Origin of the sequence: Streptomyces sp. NBC_01224, from assembly GCF_036002945.1 — a bacterium.
Taxonomy (GTDB): Bacteria; Actinomycetota; Actinomycetes; order Streptomycetales; family Streptomycetaceae; genus Streptomyces.
Map to the genome: position 1 here is coordinate 6,513,771 of NZ_CP108529.1, position 19,331 is coordinate 6,533,101.

General features: G+C 69.3%; 15 protein-coding genes and 2 pseudogenes. 10 read left to right on the plus strand and 7 right to left on the minus strand.

From position 1 onward, the window contains the following. Positions 1–106: 106 nt before the first annotated feature. Positions 107–434, plus strand: a pseudogene (locus tag OG609_RS29330) (MFS transporter); the annotation flags it as partial. Between the two features lie 121 nt (positions 435–555). Here the strand turns inward: OG609_RS29330 and OG609_RS29335 are convergent. From OG609_RS29335 to OG609_RS29355, 5 genes are all read right to left on the minus strand, one after another. Beyond that, the gene (locus OG609_RS29335) at positions 556–2,310 is read right to left on the minus strand and encodes an NAD+ synthase (protein WP_327275584.1); all 1,755 of its coding nucleotides are present in this window, start codon (positions 2,308–2,310) and stop codon (positions 556–558) included. A 77-nt stretch (positions 2,311–2,387) separates the two neighbouring features. Next, a complete protein-coding gene (locus tag OG609_RS29340) occupies positions 2,388–4,133 on the minus strand; it encodes a multicopper oxidase family protein (RefSeq protein WP_327275585.1) in 1,746 nt (581 codons plus the stop codon). A gap of 383 nt (positions 4,134–4,516) precedes the next feature. Continuing rightward, positions 4,517–4,942, minus strand: a complete 426-nt coding sequence (locus OG609_RS29345) for a CBS domain-containing protein (protein WP_327275586.1) — start codon at positions 4,940–4,942, stop codon at positions 4,517–4,519. Positions 4,943–5,068: 126 nt separating this feature from the next. Then, positions 5,069–5,785 carry a DUF305 domain-containing protein gene (locus OG609_RS29350; protein ID WP_327278221.1) on the minus strand — a complete coding sequence of 239 codons (717 nt, stop codon included), beginning with the start codon at positions 5,783–5,785 and terminating at the stop codon, positions 5,069–5,071. A 2-nt stretch (positions 5,786–5,787) separates the two neighbouring features. Next, complete coding sequence (locus tag OG609_RS29355) at positions 5,788–6,465, minus strand: DUF3105 domain-containing protein (protein ID WP_327275587.1); 678 nt, start codon at positions 6,463–6,465, stop codon at positions 5,788–5,790. A gap of 245 nt (positions 6,466–6,710) precedes the next feature. On the opposite strand from OG609_RS29355, the gene glnA reads away from it, so the two are divergent. From glnA to OG609_RS29385, 6 genes and pseudogenes are all read left to right on the plus strand, one after another. Continuing rightward, a complete protein-coding gene (gene glnA / locus OG609_RS29360) occupies positions 6,711–8,072 on the plus strand; it encodes a type I glutamate--ammonia ligase (protein ID WP_093897617.1) in 1,362 nt (453 codons plus the stop codon). Positions 8,073–8,353: 281 nt separating this feature from the next. Continuing rightward, complete coding sequence (locus OG609_RS29365; RefSeq protein ID WP_327275588.1) at positions 8,354–8,494, plus strand: hypothetical protein; 141 nt, start codon at positions 8,354–8,356, stop codon at positions 8,492–8,494. Positions 8,495–8,647: 153 nt separating this feature from the next. Then, a complete protein-coding gene (locus OG609_RS29370) occupies positions 8,648–9,475 on the plus strand; it encodes a putative protein N(5)-glutamine methyltransferase (RefSeq protein ID WP_327275589.1) in 828 nt (275 codons plus the stop codon). Between the two features lie 44 nt (positions 9,476–9,519). Then, positions 9,520–9,783 (plus strand): hypothetical protein, encoded by a 264-nt coding sequence (locus OG609_RS29375; RefSeq protein WP_327275590.1) that lies wholly within the window; start codon positions 9,520–9,522, stop codon positions 9,781–9,783. Between the two features lie 108 nt (positions 9,784–9,891). Beyond that, on the plus strand, positions 9,892–12,882 hold the full coding sequence (locus tag OG609_RS29380) for a bifunctional [glutamine synthetase] adenylyltransferase/[glutamine synthetase]-adenylyl-L-tyrosine phosphorylase (RefSeq protein WP_327275591.1): 2,991 nt from the start codon (positions 9,892–9,894) through the stop codon (positions 12,880–12,882). 87 nt (positions 12,883–12,969) lie between these two features. Beyond that, a pseudogene (locus OG609_RS29385) lies at positions 12,970–13,499 on the plus strand (amidohydrolase family protein); the annotation flags it as partial. 84 nt (positions 13,500–13,583) lie between these two features. On the opposite strand, the gene OG609_RS29390 reads toward OG609_RS29385, so the two are convergent. After that, entirely contained in the window at positions 13,584–14,558 is a 975-nt protein-coding gene (locus OG609_RS29390; RefSeq protein WP_327275592.1) for a phosphatase PAP2 family protein, read from the minus strand. A gap of 87 nt (positions 14,559–14,645) precedes the next feature. Then, entirely contained in the window at positions 14,646–15,713 is a 1,068-nt protein-coding gene (locus tag OG609_RS29395; protein WP_327275593.1) for a LacI family DNA-binding transcriptional regulator, read from the minus strand. Between the two features lie 357 nt (positions 15,714–16,070). Here OG609_RS29395 and OG609_RS29400 point away from each other — a divergent pair, with 357 nt between their 5' ends. From OG609_RS29400 to OG609_RS29410, 3 genes are read left to right on the plus strand one after another with little or no spacing between them, the layout of a single operon-like run. Then, positions 16,071–17,345 (plus strand): extracellular solute-binding protein, encoded by a 1,275-nt coding sequence (locus tag OG609_RS29400; RefSeq protein WP_327275594.1) that lies wholly within the window; start codon positions 16,071–16,073, stop codon positions 17,343–17,345. A gap of 19 nt (positions 17,346–17,364) precedes the next feature. After that, a complete protein-coding gene (locus OG609_RS29405) occupies positions 17,365–18,381 on the plus strand; it encodes a carbohydrate ABC transporter permease (protein WP_327275595.1) in 1,017 nt (338 codons plus the stop codon). Continuing rightward, positions 18,378–19,271, plus strand: a complete 894-nt coding sequence (locus OG609_RS29410) for a sugar ABC transporter permease (RefSeq protein WP_327275596.1) — start codon at positions 18,378–18,380, stop codon at positions 19,269–19,271. Before OG609_RS29405 ends, OG609_RS29410 begins: the two co-directional genes overlap by 4 nt. Positions 19,272–19,331: the final 60 nt, after the last annotated feature.

The following is a 19,331-nucleotide window of genomic DNA, read 5'->3' on the forward strand; positions in this document are numbered from 1 at the left end:
GCCGCTCTCCGCCGCAACGGCCCATTTACCTGCGGGTACACATCGCCTGTCACACTTTGTTCCGCGTGAATACTTAATCCGGACCGGCAACGAAGCCGATGCTCCCTTGCTGCTCGGCGGGGTCGGCTTCATGACGACCACGCCGCTCCAGATGCTGGTCATGAACAAGGCCAAGGACGCCCCGACCCTGGCGTCCGCCTCCAACCACTCCGCGTTCAACCTCGCCAACGCGGGCGGCGCATGGCTGGGCGGCGTGGCGATCGCGGCGGGCTGGGGCTGGACGTCGCCGGCCCCGGTCGGCCCTCGCGGTCGCGGGCCTGGCGGTCGCCGTCACGGCGGGCGTGCTGGACCGGGAGCGCCGGGGTGTGTCACGGATCGTCGCGAGCGCGGATGCGCGGACCGCGCGAAGCGAGGCCGAGGCGGACGCGCACTGACGCGAGGGGCCGCGCACCCTCCGGGCGCGCTGGTGCTCGATCGCCGGACGGGCTCGAAATCAAGCACGTCCGGCGATCGAGCACAGAACGGCCACCGGACGGCTCGGCCGCCCCGCCCCGCTCACCCCGACTCGCGCCACCGATTGGTGATCGGCAGCCGCCGGTCCTTGCCGAAGCCCTTCGGGGAGATCTTGGTGCCCGGCGGGTACTGCCGCCGCTTGTACTCCGCCGTGTCCACCATCCGCAGCGTCTTCGTCACCAGCGCCTTGTCGAACCCGGCCGCGACGATTTCTTCCAGGCCCTGGTCCCGGTCGACGTACAGCGCCAGGATCCGGTCCAGTACGTCGTAGTCGGGCAACGAGTCCGTGTCGACCTGTCCCGGGCGCAGCTCGGCGCTGGGCGGCTTGGTGATGGACGCCTCCGGGATCGGAGGGGTCTGCCCGCGTTCCTCGGCGGCGCGGTTGCGCCACTTCGCGAGGCGGAAGATCGACGTCTTGTAGACGTCCTTGATCGGGCCGTACGCCCCGACCGAGTCGCCGTACAGCGTCGAGTAGCCGACCGCCAGCTCGGACTTGTTGCCCGGCGCGAGGACGATCTGGCCCTCCTGGTTGGAGACGGCCATCAGCATCGTGCCGCGCAGCCGGGACTGGAGGTTCTCCTCGGCCAGGCCGGTGAGCCCCAGCGAGCCCATGTACGCGTCGAACATCGGCTCGATCGGTACGGTGCGGAAGTTCAGCCCGGTACGGCGGGCCAGCTCGGCCGCGTCGCCCTTGGAGTGGTCCGAGGAGTACTTCGACGGCATCGAGATGCCGTACACGTTCTGTGCGCCCAGCGCGTCGCAGGCGATGGCCGCGACCAGCGCCGAGTCGATCCCGCCGGAGAGCCCGATCAGCACACTGCTGAAGCCGTTCTTGGCGGCGTACGCACGCAGGCCCACGACCAGCGCCGAGTACAGCTCCTCGTCGTCGTCGAGCCGCTCCGCGTAACCGCCGGTCAGCTCCGTGTCGTACGCCGGGAGGGGCTCCCCGGAGAGCACCACGCGGTCGATCCGCAGCCCGTCGTTCACGACACCGGACGGCGCCTCGGCCGCGGCGGCCGGCAGGTCCAGGTCGAGGACGACGCTGCCCTCGGCGAACTGCGGGGCGCGGGCGATCACTTCGCCGTTCGGGTCGACGACGATCGAGTCGCCGTCGAAAACCAGCTCGTCCTGGCCGCCGATCATCGCCAGATACGCGGTCGTGCAGCCGGCCTCCTGGGCCCGCTTGCGCACCAGTTCCAGCCGGGTGTCGTCCTTGTCCCGCTCGTACGGCGAGGCGTTGATCGACAGCAGCAGCCCGGCGCCGGCGGCCCGCGCGGCCGGCACCCGGCCGCCGTCCTGCCAGAGGTCCTCGCAGATCGCGAGCGCCACATCGACGCCGTGGACCCGCACGACCGGCATCGAGTCGCCCGGCACGAAGTACCGGAACTCGTCGAAGACACCGTAATTGGGGAGGTGGTGCTTGGCGAAGGTCAGCGCGACCTGCCCGCGGTGCAGCACCGCGGCGGCGTTCTGCGGGGCGCCGGCGGGCTGCCCGTAGCGCGGCTGGGCCGTCTCGGAGCGGTCGAGGTAACCGAGGACGACCGGCAGCTCCCCGAAGCCCTCCGCGTCGAGACGGGCGGCGAGCGCACGCAGCGCCTGACGCGAGGCCTCGACGAAGGACGACCGCAGGGCCAGGTCCTCGACGGGGTAGCCGGTCAGCATCATCTCGGGGAACGCCACCAGATGGGCGCCCTGTTCGGCGGAGTGCCGGGTCCAGTGGACGATCGCCTCGGCGTTGCCGGCGAGATCGCCGACGGTCGAGTCGATCTGATTCAGTGCGAGGCGTAGTTGAGGCACGCGCCCCAGTGTAATCGTCTGACTGACGCGATGTCCTGGCGGGCCGCGCGGTCGCGGAGCCGCCCGCCAGGAACGGGTCAGTGGTGGTAGCCGAGGACCGTCATCATGCCCACGTCCGAGTGGTAGATGTTGTGGCAGTGGAGCATCCAGAGGCCCGGGTTGTCCGCGTCGAACTCCACGGCGATCGAGCTGTTCGGCCGGACGATCGCGGTGTCCTTGCGCGCCCATGCGGCCTCGCGCCGGTGGGAGGCCCGGCGCTCCGGCCCTGCCGATCCCACCAGCCCGAACGAGTGTCCGTGCAGATGGATGGGATGCCACATCTCCGTGATGTTGTAGAACTCCATCCTGACCCGTTCGCCCGCCTTGACCGGATGGCGCTGCCTGGGCGTGTACGGCTTGTGGTTGAAGGCCCAGTTGTACGCGGCCATGTTGCCGGTCAGTTTGAACCGGAGGGTCCGGTCGGGCTCTTTGACGGACAGCGCCACGGATTCGTCCGGCGACAGCTCGCCCGCCTCCACCAGTTTTCCGTCCAGCTCCTTCGGCCGTACGGAGGCGGTGGGCGCCGCGCCCTGTCCGGTACGGAGCAGGGCCAGCGCCGACGCCCCCTTGCCCTCGGCGAGCGCGGTCAGCGGGAACACCCCGTCCCCCGCGGTGACCACCACGTCGTACCGCTCACCCATGCCCAGCAGCAGGGCGTCCGTCGTGGTGTGCCGGACCGGGTAGCCGTCGGTGTGGGTGATCGTCAACCGGTGGCCGCCGAGCGCGACACGGAAAGCGGTGTCGCCGCCCGCGTTGATGATGCGAATCCGGATCCGGTCGCCGGGCTTGGCGGTGAAGGAGGTGGGGGCCTTCGGGATGCGGCCGTTGATCAGGTAGTGCGGGTAGTCGACATTGCCCCCGTGGCTGTCGAGCAGTTCGCTGAACGAATTCTTCATGACCCGAGAGGGGCCGGAGCGGCGCTTGGCGGACTTGGGGGAACCTCCGCGCCCGGCGTCGCCCGAATCGCCCTTGTCATCCATGTCGCTCTTGTCGCCCATGCCGTCATGGCCCATCCCATGGCCCATCCCATGGCCCATCCCGTGGCCCATGCCGCCCCGGCCTCCGCTGAGTTCGTCGAGCACCCCGTCCGGCGTGGAGCCATCGATCCCGTCGACCCAGTCGTCGAGGACGACGACCCACTCCTTGTCGTACTTGAGGGGCTCCTTGGGGTCGTCGACGATCAGTGGCGCGTACAGACCGCGGTCCTGCTGGACGCCCGTGTGCGGATGGAACCAGTACGTTCCCGGATGCGGCACCTTGAAGCGGTACGCGTACTCGGCGCCCTGCTTGATGGGCGGCTGGGTCAGGTCGGGTACGCCGTCCATGTTGTTGCGCACATTGAGCCCGTGCCAGTGCAGGCTGGTCGTCGCCGGAAGGTGGTTGGCGAGGGTGAGCGCCAGGGTGTCGCCGACCGCGACCCGGAGTTCCTTGCCGGGCAGCCGGCCCTCGTAGGCCCAGGAGCTGACGACGAGCCCGCCGCCCAGATCGAGGCGGGAGGGGGTGGCGGTGAGGTGGATCTTGTGTTCGGGGCCGGAGCCCCGCTTGGCCTCGGCCGCGCCGACCTCCTCGTCGTCGGGGTTTACGTACTCGCCCCTGGGCTTCGCGTGGGGGGCGGTCCCGTGGTTCGCACCACCGGCGTGGTTCGTGCCGCCGGCGTTCGCGCCGCCGGCCTTCGTACCGCTGCGGGCCGTGTCGGATTCGCCGGAACAGGCGGCCAGGACTGCCGTACCGGCAGTGGCGACAGCGGCGCCGAGCACGGCGCGTCGGGTGGGTGGAGTACGCATGGCGGAAGCACCTCGGGGTGTTGTCGGTATTTCGGTCTGCTGGGGGAGGGGGAGGCACCCCTCCTATATGCACAGCACCGACAACGAAGCGAGATGGGTCCGCCCCGGCCGGGAAACCGGCCCCGCGGCCGACGACACCCGCGCCACGACGCCCCTGAGGAGGTGAGTGATCCCGATGAGCAGCGCAACGGACGGCGACAACCGTCCGTATGTCGCACATCCACTCAGAGTCATGTCGAGCACCCTACCCCCACCCCGTATGCATCGCGCGCGGAAACGTATCGCCGCAGCAACACAGGGCCCGGCGGCGAGAACGCACAGCGACCCGGCACCCCTCGTGGGCAAGGGGTACCGGGCCATTGGGCTGGGTGATCGCGAGCCGGTCAGCCGGGGGCGTAGACCTTCTCCACCCAGAGGGCGATCTGCTCGTCGGAGAGGTGATGCGCCAGATCGGCTTCGCTGATCATGCCGATCAGCTTCTTGTTCTCGACCACGGGAAGCCGGCGGATCCGATGGGTCTGCATCTCCTCCAGAACCATCTCCACATTCGCCCCCGCGTCGATCCAGCGAGGGGTGCCCCGGGCGAGGTCGCCCGCGGTCATCTTCGACGGATCGTGCCCCATCGCCACACAGCCGACCACGATGTCGCGGTCCGTGAGTATGCCGATCATCCGGTCCTGTTCGCCTTCGGCCGAGATTGGCAGCGCCCCCACTTTGTGGTCGCGCATCAGCTGTGCGGCGCGGTCGAGTGTCTCGTGCGCGGGGATCCATGTGGCCCCGGTGTGCATGATGTCCTTGGCGGTGGTCATGAGGGATTCCTCCTGCGTGCCGGTGGGCATGCTGTACGACCCCGAGCGAACCCATCGTCATGGGCCCGTTCGGGGCACGCGAGCGCTATCACCCGTTCGGGTGCATATGGGGCTCGAGGGAATCTTTCAGGACCGGGGCTTCGCACCTCGTGCCGCGAGCATCCGGGCCATCATGTCCAGCTCGGACTGCTGGGCCTCGACCATTCCCCGGGCCAGCCGCTTCTCCACCTTCACCGTGCACAGCCGGGCGCAGCCGCGGGCCATGTCGACGCCGCCCTTGTGGTGGTCGGTCATCAGCTGGAGGTACAGGATCTCGGCCTTCTTGCCGTTCGCCCCGCGGAGCCGGTCCAGCTCGGTCCTGGTGGCCATACCGGGCATGAGGGAGCCGTCATGGGCCCGGTAACCGGCCCCCGTGCCCGCCATCCCGTCCATTCCTTCCATGCCGTCCATCGTGTGTCCCCCGTGCCCCGCCGCCATCCAGGCCATCGGCTCCTGCCCGGCGGCCGCCTTCGGCAGCTCCCACAGGTCCAGCCAGCCGAGCATCATGCCCCGCTGGTTGGCCTGCGTATTGGCGATGTCGTACGCGAGACGGCGTACCTCCTCGTCCTTCGTACGGTCACGCACGATGAAGGACATCTCGACGGCCTGCTGATGGTGAACCGCCATGTCGCGGGCGAAACCGGCGTCCGCCGAGTCCACCGCGGGCGTGCGCGGGGCGGGCGCGGCGGCGCGGTCCGCGCCGTCGTCCCGCGCGGAGGCGACCGTCGCCACCCCCGCGAACAGCAGCGCGAGCGCGACGGCGGAGCCGGCCACCCACTGGATGCGCCGGTCGCGTCTCACCACGGTCACTGGGCCCCCAGCCCGCCCGTGCACGCGGCACCGGGCTCGGGCGTCTGCGGCCCCTGGACGAACTTGGCGAAGAACTGGTCGACCCGCCGGTCATCGGCGCTGTCCACCGTCACCTGATTGCCCCAGGCGCTCAGCATGATCGTCCCGGCCTGGCCCTCGTACGGGCTCATCAGCGAGTACGGCGTCCTGCCGACCCGCTCGGCCAGCTTCACCACATCGGCGTCCGAGGCCTTGTCCGTGTACGTCACCCACACCGAACCGTGCTCCAGCGAGTGCACGGCGTTCATGTCGGGGATCGGCTTTTTGTATACCTCGCCGTCGCAGTTCATCCATACGGGGTTGTGGTCACCGCCGACCGGGGGCTTCATCGGGTACGTGACGGTCTCGGTGACGTGCTTGCGGGTCAGCTTCTTCGCGTCCCACGTCTTCAGCCCCTCGATCGGCTCGGCGGCGAGCTTCTTCTGCTCCGCCGCGGACGCCTTGGCGTCCTCCGCCTGAACGGCCTTCTTCTTCTCCGACGCCTCGGACTTGTCCAGCACCATGTACGAGCCGAAGCCGACCAGGCCCACGACGACGAGGACGCTCAGGCTTATGGCCAGGACACGGTTGCGGCGCTCCCGCACGCGGTCGGCGTTGCGCATCTGCTCTATGCGGGTCCTGCGGTCGAAGCTCATGTCGTCAGGTCCTTCTGCGAAAGGGCGGGGAGGGACAAGAAGCGGTCGGGAAAACCAGTGCGTACCGGACAGTCGCGAAGCGGCTCCGCCCCGTGCACACCATGGGCGCCGATCGTAGTGGGTGGTCGGGTGCTCCATCTCACGTCGTGTGCGTAATCTGGGTGAAATCCCGGGTCGTGATACTGGAGCTTCTCCCCTACCCCGGGCGGTGGTGCACGGACCGTCTGAACTGCAAGGATGTGGCTATGGACAAGCAGCAGGAATTCGTCCTCAGGACGCTTGAGGAGCGCGACATCCGCTTCGTACGGCTGTGGTTCACCGATGTGCTCGGCTACCTCAAGTCCGTTGCCGTGGCCCCCGCCGAGCTGGAACAGGCGTTTGACGAGGGCATCGGCTTCGATGGCTCGGCCATCGAGGGCTTCGCCCGGGTGTACGAGTCCGACATGATCGCCAAGCCGGACCCGGGTACGTTCCAGATACTGCCGTGGCGCGCGGAGGCCCCCGGCACGGCCCGGATGTTCTGCGACATCCTGATGCCCGACGGTTCGCCGTCCTTCGCGGACCCGCGCTATGTCCTCAAGCGCATCCTCGCCAAGACCTCCGACCTGGGCTTCACCTTCTACACCCACCCGGAGATCGAGTTCTTCCTGCTGAAGGACAAGCCGGTCGACGGCAGCCGCCCCACCCCCGCCGACAGCTCCGGCTACTTCGACCACACCCCGCAGAACGTCGGCATGGACTTCCGCCGCCAGGCGATCACCATGCTCGAATCGATGGGCATCTCGGTCGAGTTCAGCCACCACGAGGGCGCCCCCGGCCAGCAGGAGATCGACCTGCGGTACGCGGACGCGCTCTCCACCGCCGACAACATCATGACCTTCCGCCTGGTGATGAAGCAGGTCGCGCTGGAGCAGGGCGTGCAGGCGACGTTCATGCCGAAGCCGTTCTCGGAGTACCCCGGCTCGGGCATGCACACCCACCTCTCCCTCTTCGAGGGCGACCGCAACGCCTTCTACGAGTCGGGCGCCGAGTACCAGCTGTCCAAGGTCGGCCGCTCGTTCATCGCCGGTCTGCTCACCCACGCCGCAGAGATCTCCGCCGTGACGAACCAGTGGGTCAACTCCTACAAGCGCATCTGGGGCGGGTCCTCCCGCGCGGCGGGCGCCGGCGGCGAGGCCCCCTCGTACATCTGCTGGGGTCACAACAACCGCTCCGCGCTCATCCGTGTCCCGATGTACAAGCCCGGCAAGACCGGCTCCGCCCGCGTCGAGGTCCGCTCCATCGACTCCGGCGCCAACCCCTACCTGACGTACGCGGTGCTGCTCGCCGCGGGCCTCAAGGGCATAGAGGAGGGCTACGAACTCCCGGCCGGCGCCGACGACGACGTCTGGGCGCTGTCCGACGCCGAGCGCCGCGCGATGGGCATCGAACCCCTGCCGCAGAACCTCGGCGAGGCGATCTCGCTGATGGAGAAGAGCGAACTGGTCGCCGAGACGCTCGGCGAGCACGTCTTCGACTTCTTCCTGCGCAACAAGAAGCAGGAGTGGGAGGAGTACCGCAGCGAGGTCACGGCCTTCGAGCTGAAGGCGCTGCTGCCGGTGCTGTAACCGCAGGTCGGCCGCATTGCGGCGACGCGGTGACGATCCGGGCCAGAGGCGTCGTGTCTCTGGCCCGGAGTCCGTTCAATTGCCCTGGGCCGTCTGTGGGCCGTCAGACGCGGTAGCCCCTCGCTGCTCGGCATCAGGTGCGTGTACGTCCGGAGCGTGAGGCCCCACGTGCCCACCTCGTGACGGTGACGACACGGATGCGATGGACTTCGAGATCCGCAAGGTGCGCGTGGTTGCGCAGGGGCCCGTGAAGCTGCGCGGAGAGGAGCCTTGCGGTCGGCGTGGCGACAGGCGCGGTCTTCCTCGGCCAGTGCTTTACCCGCGGCTCGGCGGCGGAACGCGACCGGCAGTACCGCCGCCTCCAGGGACATCTCCGTCAGGTGGCCTCCCCGGCCGGGGAGGCCAGCCGAGGCCGCGACTGAGGTAATGTGACCCCTCCCAACACGGGGACCGACCAAGGAGGTGAGACCCATTACCGCTGTATCAGGCTGGGTGCTCACCCCTCACGATCGCGTGGTCGACCCGACATAATCGACCGCGGAGCGCCCATCGGCTTTCCCGAAAGGCTCCGCTTCATGTCGGTTTCCGCTTCACCGCTCGCCGTTTCCTCCATCGTCACCACACTCCGCGCCGCCGGCTGCGTATTCGCCGAGGACGAGGCGGAGTTGATCGTCTCCACAGCCGCCGACCACGCCGAGCTCGCGGCCATGGTCGAACGGCGGGCCGCCGGACTGCCCCTCGAACACGTCCTCGGCTGGGCCGAGTTCAGCGGTCTTCGGGTCGCCGTGGACCCCGGCGTCTTCGTGCCCCGTCGCCGCACCGAGTTCCTGGTCCGGCAGGCCGCCGCCCTCGCCGGGCCCGGGGCGGTCGTCGTCGACCTCTGCTGTGGTTCGGGAGCTCTCGGCACCGCGCTCGCCGCGACGCTCGACCGGATCGAACTGCACTCCGCCGACGTCGAACCCGCAGCCGTACGGTGCGCCCGCCGCAACATCGGCGACGCGGGCCGGGTGTACGAGGGCGACCTCTTCGAGCCGCTCCCCGGCTCATTGCGCGGCCGGGTGGAGATTCTGCTCGCCAATGTGCCGTACGTACCGACGCAGGACGTCGAACTCCTTCCCCCGGAGGCCCGTATCCATGAGCCACGCGTCGCACTCGACGGCGGCCGGGACGGCCTCGACGTCCTGCGGCGGGTCACCGCCGAGGCTCCGCGATGGCTGGCACCGGGCGGGCATCTGCTGGTCGAGACGAGCGAACGGCAGGCGGCACGGGCCGAGGAGACCGTCGCCCGCAGCGGCCTGATCCCGCGCGTCGTCACCTCTGCCGAGCTGTACGCGACCGTCGTCATCGCGACCCGGCCGGGCTCCACCGCCCCCTCAGGTCCTTCGGCCCCTTTCGGTAGCTGAGTGCGCGCAGCCCGACGCCCGCGACGGGAGGCCTGGGAGGATGTTTGCCCGACGGCTTCGACCAGGTGTCGGGCCGCTGGTCGCACACCGCACCCGTGGCCTACGCCGAGGCCGAATGCTTCGGTGGCCGGGGCGAGCAGCGGGCGGTCGTCCGGGACGGTGGCGCCGTCGTGCCCACCCTGTCGGAGGGGATCGACGTGGTGGTCGAGGGCCGGGCGGAGCGTGTGACGGACGGAGACGAGCTCAACCGGCTGGCCGCGGCCTGGGAAACGCAAGGGCCGGAGCGGGCCTCCCGGTCGGGTCCTTGAAGCGAGCGTGCCCCCGAAGCGCGGACGCGCACCCGCTACGAATTCATCGGTGCGAGGCTAGGCTCGTAACGCTGGAATGTGTGTGGACGGCGAGCGGGAGAGCACGGAATGACGACGGTGCCGGGGCGCAGGAGCAGTACATTCACCCGACTGCTGCGGCACGGTTTCACCGACCCCTCCGCAGCCGAGCGGCTCCTCGACCTGCCCGAGCTGTCGTCCGTACGCTCCGATCCGGTGCTGCTCGACGCCCTCGGGGCCACCGCCGACCCCGATCTGGCACTGCGCGGCGTCGTCCGGCTGGTGGAGGCCGAGGAGCCGGACGAGCGGCAGGTCCTCCTGGACACGCTCGTCACCGCCAAACCGCTGCGGGACCGGCTGCTCGGGGTGCTCGGGGCGTCCGAGGCGCTCGGTGACCATCTCGCCCGCCATCCCCGCGACTGGCATGCGCTCGTCACCTACGAGGCCACCGATCTGCACCCCGGGGTGGCCGAATTCGAGCAGGGGCTCGCCGGGGCCGACGACCCCGACTCGCTGCGCGTCGCCTACCGCCGGTGCCTGCTGGCCATAGTGGCCCGTGACGTGTGCGGTACGACGGACGTCGCCGAGGCCGCCGCCGAACTGGCCGATCTGGCCACGGCGACCCTGCGGGCGGCGCTCGCCATCGCCCGTACGGCCGCACCCTCCGACGCCGCCCAGTGCCGGCTCGCCGTCATCGCGATGGGCAAGTGCGGTGGGCACGAGCTGAACTATGTCTCCGACGTCGACGTCATCTTCGTCGCGGAACCGGTCGACGGCTACGAGGAGAGCGCAGCCGTGCAGGCCGCCACCCGGCTGGCCGCGCACCTGATGCGGATCTGCTCCGACACGACCGTCGAGGGCACCATCTGGCCCGTCGACGCCAACCTCCGTCCCGAGGGCCGCAACGGGCCCCTCGTGCGGACGCTGTCCTCGCACCTTGCGTACTACCAGCGCTGGGCCAAGACCTGGGAGTTCCAGGCGCTCCTCAAGGCCCGGCCGGTGGCAGGCGACCCCGAACTGGGCGCGGAGTACGTCGAGGCCGTCTCGCCGCTCGTATGGCAGGCCGCGGACCGCGAGAACTTCGTCGCCGACGTACAGAAGATGCGCCGCCGAGTCGTCGACAACATCCCCGTCGACCGCGTCGACCGCGAGATCAAGCTCGGTCCCGGCGGGCTGCGGGACGTCGAATTCGCCGTACAGCTGCTCCAGCTGGTGCACGGCCGCAGCGACGCCACCCTGCACAGCGGCACCACCCTGGAGGCCCTTCGGGCGCTCGCCGCGGGCGGCTATGTGGGGCGGGTGGACGCCGTGCAGCTGGACGACGCGTACCGCTTCCTGCGTGCCATGGAGCACCGAATCCAGCTCTACCGGCTGCGCCGCACCCATCTGGTCCCGGAGGACGAGGCGGATCTGCGGCGGCTCGGGCGCTCCCTCGGGATGCGTACGGACCCGATCACCGAGCTCAACCAGGCGTGGAAGCGGCACGCCTCCGTGGTGCGGCGGCTGCACGAGAAACTGTTCTACCGGCCGCTGCTCGACGCCGTCGCCCAGCTCGCGCCCGGCGAGTCCAGGCTCAGCGCGAAGGCGGCCAAGCACCGGCTCGAAGCGCTCGGATACGCCGATCCGGCCGCCGCGCTGCGGCACCTGGAGGCGCTGTCGTCCGGGGTGTCCCGCAAGGCCGCCATCCAGCGCACCCTGCTGCCGGTGCTGCTCGGCTGGTTCGCGGACTCCGCCGATCCGGACGCCGGGCTGCTCGGCTTCCGCAAGGTGTCCGACGCACTCGGCAAGACTCCCTGGTACCTGCGGCTGCTGAGGGACGAGGGCGCGGCCGCGGAGAACCTCGCCCGGGTGCTCTCGGCCGGCCGGCTCGCCCCCGACCTGCTGCTCCGTGCGCCCGAGGCGGTGGCGATCCTCGGCGATCCGCAGGGGCTGAAGCCGCGCAGCCGGGAGCACCTGGAGCAGGAGGTACTGGCAGCGGTCGGGCGCGCGGAGGGTGCCGAATCCGCCGTCGCCGTGGTCCGCGGGGTGCGTCGGCGCGAGCTGTTCCGGACCACGGCCGCGGACCTCATCGGCTCGTACGGTACGGAGGAGCGCCCCGCCGAGGAGGACCCCGGGGCTCTCGTCGACCGGGTCGGCAACGCTGTCACCGATCTCAACGCCGTCACGATCGCGGGAGCCTTGCGCGCCGTCGTACGCGAGCAGTGGGGGGACACCCTCCCTACCCGGTTCGCGGTGATCGGCATGGGCCGTTTCGGCGGACACGAGCTCGGATACGGCTCCGACGCCGATGTGCTGTTCGTCCACTCACCGCGCGAGGGCGTCGACGAGCAGGAGGCGGGCCGGGCCGCGAACCAGGTGGTGTCCGAGATGCGGAGACTGCTGCAACTGCCCACCGCCGACCCGCCGTTGATCATCGACGCGGATCTGCGGCCGGAGGGCAAGAGCGGGCCGCTGGTGCGTACGCTGAGGTCGTACGAGGCCTACTACCGGCGGTGGTCGCTGGTCTGGGAGAGTCAGGCGCTGCTGCGCGCCGAGCCGATGGCCGGTGACGAGGAACTCGGCCGTGACTTCATCGAGTTGATCGATCCGCTGCGCTACCCGATGGAGGGCCTCGGGGAGGACGCGGTCCGCGAGATCCGCCGTCTGAAGGCCCGGATGGAGTCCGAACGGCTGCCGCGCGGCGCCGACCCGACGCTCCACACCAAGCTGGGGCGCGGCGGGCTGAGCGATGTCGAGTGGACGGTCCAGCTGATGCAGATGCAGCACGGCTGGGTGGAACCGGGGCTGCGGACGACCCGTACCCGCGAGGCGCTGGCCGCGGCGTGCGCGGCGGAGCTGATCTCGGGCGAGGACGCGCAGACGCTGGACGAGGCGTGGGTGCTGGCGACGCGGGTCCGCAATGCGGTGATGTTGGTACGGGGGCGGCCGGGCGACACGTTTCCGTCGGGGCCGCGTGAACTCACGGCGGTGGGACGGTACTTGGGGTACGAGCCGGGGCATGTCGGGGACATGCTGGACGACTACCGGCGGATTACGCGGCGGGCGCGCGCAGTGGTGGAGGAGCGGTTCTACGGGGCGTGAGCGGCGGCCGCTGCGGCGCGGGGCCTTTCCCGGGGCTCCGCCCCGGGCCCCGGTCCTCAAGCGCCGGACGGGCTGAAAATTGCACATCGGCTCCGCCACCGCATCGAGCACATCGAGACCGTGCCGCGGGGCCTGGCCGCCCGGTTCGCCTCGCTCGGGGTGATCGCCTCGATGCAGCCGACGCACTCCGCGTACACCCGTGCCGACCACACCGACGAGTGGTCGAAACGGCTCGGCGACGAGCGGGCCGGCCGGGCCTGGCGCTGCCGGGACCTGCGCGATGCCGGGACGTATCTGGCGCTGGGCTCGGACTGGCCGATCGCCCACTACGACGTACGACAGGTGCCGGCCACGGCCCGGCTGCGGCTGCCCGGGGCGTACGACACCGAGCCGGTCACCGCCGAGCAGGCGCTGACGGGGCTGATGGCACTGGAGGGATGCACCTCGCACGCCGCGGTCGCTGCCGGGGAGCAGGGCGTCGCGGGGCGGATCGCCGTGGGATACCGGGCCGATCTGACGGCGCTCGGGGTGGACCCGGTGCTTGCCCCGGCGGACGAGGTGGGGGAGGCACCGGTGAGGGTCACGGTGTGCGGGGGCGTGTGGTGCACAGGGGGTGAGGGGCGGGGCGGCGTGGAGGGAGTGGGCGCGTGCGGCTCCGCCCCGGACCCCGGCGCCCAATCGTCGGACAGGCTGAAAGATCCTCAAACGCCGGACGGGCTTGAATTGCGCGCTGCCGCGTCCGTCGCCGGGCGTTGCGTCCGGATCGGCGTGCCCGCGGACAGGCCGGCCGGCCGTGACCTCCCCTGCGGCAGCGGAACCCGCTTCGGGAGGTGGTGCGGCAGCGAGCCGTACCAGGCGTACGAGATCGCGTAACCGAAGGCCAGACACGTCATGCCACCCAGCGCGTCCAGCCAGAAGTGGTTGGCGGTCGACACGATCACCAGCAGGGTGATCGCCGGGTAGAGCAGGCCCAGGATGCGCGCCCAGGGGGCGGAGGCCAGCGCGAAGATGGTCAGGCCGCACCAGAGCGACCAGCCGATGTGCATCGAGGGCATCGCCGCGTACTGGTTCGACATGTTCTTGAAGTTGCCCGAGGCCATCGATCCCCAGGTCTGATGGACCAGGACGGTGTCGATGAAATGGCCGCCGTTCATCAGGCGGGGCGGTGCCAGTGGATACAAGTAGTAGCCGAGCAGTGCCACGGCCGTGGTCGCGAACAGGGCCAGACGGGCCGCCGCGTAACGGCCGGGGTGACGGTGGAACAGCCACACCAGCACACAGACGGTGACGATGAAGTGCAGTGTCGCGTAGTAGTAGTTCATCGACACGATCAGCCATGTCACGGAATTCACCGCATGGTTGACCGTCTGCTCCACAGCGATGCCCAGGTAGGTCTCGACCGACCAGATCCAGTCGGCATTGTGCAGGGCCTCGGCCTTCTGCTCGGGGACGGCGTTGCGCACCAGCGAGTACACCCAGTAACTGGCTGCAATCAGCAGGATTTCGAACCAGATGCGCGGCCGGCGAGGGGATCGCAGGGAACGCAGTCTCGCCGGGCCGTCGTTGCGCCGCCAGGCGTTCTGCACGGCGTTCGTCGTGAGGGCCGCCTCGTCCACGATGGGTGACGGGGTGGCCTCCGGCCGGCCTTCCTGTGACGTCACGCTCAATTCACCCATAGGCACAGAGTCTGCCAGAAATATTCTCCCCGCCCGATCATCCTCCGATCGGTTCGGGGCCGCACATCTGACTGCTTGTACTGCGCGCTAGGAGCGGGCGTGCGATCCTGGAACGGCTCCGGAGGCGGAGGCCGGAGCGGGCCCGGGACCTGCGGCCGTTGAACCGCGAACGACCAGTTCGGGCATGAAGACGAACTCGCTGTGCGGAGCGGGTGTGCCGCCGATCTCCTCCAGGAGGGTGCGCACGGCGGCCTGTCCCATTGCCGTGACCGGCTGACGGATCGTGGTCAACGGCGGATCGGTGAACGCTATGAGCGGCGAGTCGTCGAAACCGACCACCGACAGTTGGCGCGGCACCTCCAGCGACAGCCGGCGGGCGGCCCTGATCGCGCCGAGCGCCATCATGTCGCTCGCGCACACCACCGCCGTGCAACCCCGCTCCATCAGCGCCGACGCGGCGGCCTGCCCGCCCTCAAGGGTGAACAGCGAGTGCTGGATCAGCTCCTCCACCTCGTCCGGGGCGAGGCCCAACTGCTCCTGCACGGTGGAACGGAAACCCTCGATCTTGCGCAGGACCGGCACGAACCGCTTGGGTCCTACCGCCAGGCCGATCCGCTGATGGCCCAGCGACACGAGATGCGTCACCGCGAGCCGCATCGCGGCCCGGTCGTCCGGCGAGATGAACGGCGCCTGCACCTTGGGCGAGAAGCCGTTGACCAGGACGAACGGGACGCCCTTGGCACGCAGTTGCTCGTAGCGCTGCATATCGGCCGAGGTGTCGGCGTGCAGCCCGGAGACGAAGATGATGCCCGAGACACCGCGGTCGACCAGCATCTCGGTCAGCTCGTCCTCGGTGGAGCCGCCGGGGGTCTGGGTCGCCAGCACCGGGGTGTAGCCCTGCCGGGTCAGCGCCTGGCCGATGACCTGGGCCAGCGCCGGAAAGATGGGGTTCTCCAGTTCGGGCGTGATCAGCCCGACCAGTCCCGCGCTGCGCCTGCGCAGCCGTACGGGCCGTTCGTAGCCGAGAACGTCGAGCGCGGCGAGAACGGATTCACGGGTGGCCGCTGCAACACCGGGCTTGCCGTTCAGTACACGGCTGACCGTCGCTTCGCTGACCCCCGCCTGAGTTGCGATATCGGCAAGCCGTGCGGTCATGGAAGTGGACTGTACCGGGCGTATGTCGGATTGCCCACCATCCCCAGGAATCGGAAGACCGTACCTGTGGGGTGGTCCGGGGTGGGATCGCGGCAACATCTTGCAAGGTCTTGCGAGCCCGGATTGCAGATCGCAGTCAGATCATCGCACTACGGGATCGTGGGCTGTGGCCTGCCGCTGTCAGGGATTGACGGCTCGCGTCAAGAGGCTTGACGGCAACCGTGAGGACACGCGAATGTAACGATCGGCGACGCTTGCAGAAATCTTCCGCAAACTCTTTCGGCGTTCTTTCATCCTTGTTACGTTCACGTCGACCCGGCGCCGCGACGGAGCGGTACGGCAGTTGAAGGAGTTCAGATGCGACGTGGCATAACGGCCACCGCCCTGGTCGCGGCCCTGGCGCTCGCGGCGACCGCCTGCGGCAGCGACAGCGAGTCCGACGGCACGAGCAAGAGCTCGGGCGAGCTCTCCGGCACGGTGACGTGGTGGGACACCTCCACCGTGGGCAGCGAGGACAAGGTCTTCAAGAAGATCGCCGAGGACTTCACCAAGCAGCACCCGAAGGTCCACATCAAGTACGTCAACGTGCCCTTCGGCGACGCGCAGAACAAGTTCAAGAACGCGGCCCAGTCCGGCTCCGACGCCCCCGACGTCATCCGCTCCGAGGTCGCCTGGACCCCCGAGTTCGCGGACCTCGACTACCTCGCCCCGCTCGACGGCACCGCCGCGCTGCAGAAGCCGGACGACTTCCTGAAGCAGGCCGCCGCGTCCACCAAGTACAACGGCAAGACGTACGCGGTGCCGCAGGTCATCGACTCCATGGGCATCTTCTACAACAAGAAGATCTTCAAGGAGGCCGGCGTCGAGGTCCCCAAGACCGTCGACGAGCTGAAGACCGTCTCCAAGAAGATCAAGGACAAGACCGGCAAGACCGGTATGTACCTGCGCGGCGACGACGCGTACTGGTTCCTCTCCTTCCTGTACGGCGAGGGCGGCGACATGGTCGACGCCTCCACCAAGTCCGTCACCATCGACAACCCCGAGGGCGTCAAGGCGATGAAGGTCGTCAAGGACCTCGTCGACTCCGGTGCGGCCAAGACCGACGCCACGGACGGCTGGGACAACATGCAGTCGTCCTTCAAGGACGGCAAGGTCGCCATGATGATCAACGGCCCGTGGGCCGTCGCCGACACCTACGCCGGCAAGGAGTTCAAGGACAAGGCCAACCTCGGCATCGCCCCGGTCCCGGCCGGCTCCGCCGCGCAGGGCGCCCCGCAGGGCGGCCACAACCTGGCCGTCTACGCGGGCTCGAAGAACCTCGACGCCTCCTACGCGTTCGTCAACTACATGACGTCCGCGGACACCCAGGCCAAGGTCACCAAGGAGCTGAGCCTCCTGCCGACCCGTACCTCCGCCTACGCCAAGCAGGACGTCGTCGACAACGAGATCGTCGGCTTCTTCAAGCCCGTCGTCGATACCGCCGTCGAGCGCCCCTGGATCCCGGAGACCGGCAGCCTCTTCGCGCCGCTCGTCACCGAGTACACCAAGGTCCTGACAGACCAGACCACGCCGGAGAAGGCTGTCAAGACGACCGGCGACTCCTACCGCAAGCTCCTCAAGGGCTGGAAGTAACAGGAAGGCAGGCCGACTGATGGCTGTCCACACCAGCCAGTCGGTGGCGAAGGCCGCGGGCGACGACGTCGCCCGCGGCCGCAGCCGCGGTACTGGCAACCCCCCGCCGCCGAGCAGGCTCCGGCGGGCTCTGTCGACCCACTGGTACGCCTGGACCATGGTCGCCCCGGTCGTCGCCGTGATCGGCGTGATCATCGGCTACCCGCTGGTCCGCGGCATCTACCTGTCGATGACCGATGCCAATGAGCGCAACGTCGAGCGGTCCATCGGTGTCAACCACTCGCCCGCCACGTACAAGTTCGTGGGCCTGGACAACTACACCGAGGCGCTCACGGGCGATCAGTTCCTCGGCACGCTCGGGTGGACCCTGGTGTGGACGGTCTCCTGCGTGGCCATCACCTTCTCCCTCGGTATGGCCCTCGCCAACATCCTCAACCGCCGGATCGCCGGCCGCTCCGCGTACCGGATGGCGCTCATCCTGCCCTGGGCCATCCCCGGCTTCGTCTCCGTCTTCGCCTGGCGCTTCCTCTACAACGAGGACCGCGGGCTGCTCAACAAGATCCTCTCCGGCGGCGGGATCGACGGCATACCCTGGCTGAACGACCCCGCCTGGGCGAAGTTCTCCGTCATCGCCGTCAACGTCTGGCTCGGCGTGCCGTTCATGTTGGTCGCCCTGCTCGGCGGACTGCAGTCGATCCCCAGCGAGCAGTACGAGGCCGCGGAGATGGACGGCGCCACCGCCTGGCAGCGGTTCCGCCACATCACGCTGCCCGGACTGCGGCCGGTCTCCTCCACGGTGATCCTGCTCTCCACCATCTGGACCTTCAACATGTTCCCGGTGATCTACCTGCTGACCCGCGGCGGACCCGGTGAAGCCACCCAGATCCTGGTCACCCAGGCGTACACGTTCTCCTTCGAGATCAGCCCGCGCGACTTCGCGCAGTCCTCCACCTGGGGCGTGCTGATCCTCGTACTCCTGATGATCTTCGCCGCCGTCTACCGGCGAGTCCTGCGCACCCAGGGAGACGACTGGTGACCACCGCCCCCGCAACCACCGTCCCGGCGACCTCCGCGCGGCACTCCGCGCGCAAGGTCCGGCTGCGCGGCGAGCGTTCGCCGATCGCCTCCGTCGGGCTGCACCTCACGCTCGTCGTCGCGTCCGTGATCGCCGTCTTCCCCGTGCTGTGGGTCCTGCTCACCTCGCTGAAGCCCGCCGCGTACGCGACCACCACGGACTTCTTCAAAGAGACGACGTTCGAGAACTACACGAACCTGATCCAGAACACGAAGTTCCTCACCTGGTTCGGCAACTCCCTGCTCGTCGCGGGGCTCACCACGCTTCTCGGCGTCATCATCTCCGCCTCCACCGGCTATGCCGTCAGCCGCTTCCGCTTCCCGGGCAAGCGCGGGCTGATGTGGACGCTCCTGGTCACCCAGATGTTCCCGGTGGCCGTCCTCATCGTGCCGATCTACAACATCATGTCGGGCATGGGGCTGCTGAATCAGCCCGCCGGCCTCGTCATCACCTACCTGACCATCTCGGTGCCGTTCTGCGCCTGGATGATGAAGGGCTTCTTCGACACCATCCCGCGCGAGATCGACGAGTCCGGGCAGGTCGACGGCCTCACACCGTTCGGCACGTTCTGGCGGCTCATCCTGCCGCTCGCCAAGCCCGGCCTGGCCGTCACCGCGTTCTACTCCTTCATCACCGCATGGGGCGAAGTGGCGTACGCCTCAGCCTTCATGGTCGGCGAGGACAACCTCACCCTGGCGGGTGGACTGCAGCTCTTCGTCAACCGGTACGGGGCCCAGTGGGGGCCGATGACCGCCGCGTCCGTGCTGATCGCGATACCCGCGGCCCTGGTCTTCCTCTTCGCCCAGCGCCATCTGGTCACCGGCATGTCCGCCGGAGCCGTCAAGGGCTGACGCAGCACGCCCCGTACGACCCGCACGCACCAAGTCACGGCGTCGCCGGAATCCCGACCC

Excerpts from the sequence above, each read along its gene's own strand:
- OG609_RS29340 (WP_327275585.1), bottom strand. The coding sequence starts at position 4,133 with ATGCGTACTCCACCCACCCGACGCGCCGTGCTCGGCGCCGCTGTCGCC.
- OG609_RS29345 (WP_327275586.1), bottom strand. The coding sequence starts at position 4,942 with ATGACCACCGCCAAGGACATCATGCACACCGGGGCCACATGGATCCCC.
- OG609_RS29355 (WP_327275587.1), bottom strand. The coding sequence starts at position 6,465 with ATGAGCTTCGACCGCAGGACCCGCATAGAGCAGATGCGCAACGCCGAC.
- glnA (WP_093897617.1), top strand. The coding sequence starts at position 6,711 with ATGGACAAGCAGCAGGAATTCGTCCTCAGGACGCTTGAGGAGCGCGAC.
- OG609_RS29370 (WP_327275589.1), top strand. The coding sequence starts at position 8,648 with ATGTCGGTTTCCGCTTCACCGCTCGCCGTTTCCTCCATCGTCACCACA.
- OG609_RS29380 (WP_327275591.1), top strand. The coding sequence starts at position 9,892 with ATGACGACGGTGCCGGGGCGCAGGAGCAGTACATTCACCCGACTGCTG.
- OG609_RS29390 (WP_327275592.1), bottom strand. The coding sequence starts at position 14,558 with ATGGGTGAATTGAGCGTGACGTCACAGGAAGGCCGGCCGGAGGCCACC.
- OG609_RS29395 (WP_327275593.1), bottom strand. The coding sequence starts at position 15,713 with ATGACCGCACGGCTTGCCGATATCGCAACTCAGGCGGGGGTCAGCGAA.
- OG609_RS29400 (WP_327275594.1), top strand. The coding sequence starts at position 16,071 with ATGCGACGTGGCATAACGGCCACCGCCCTGGTCGCGGCCCTGGCGCTC.
- OG609_RS29405 (WP_327275595.1), top strand. The coding sequence starts at position 17,365 with ATGGCTGTCCACACCAGCCAGTCGGTGGCGAAGGCCGCGGGCGACGAC.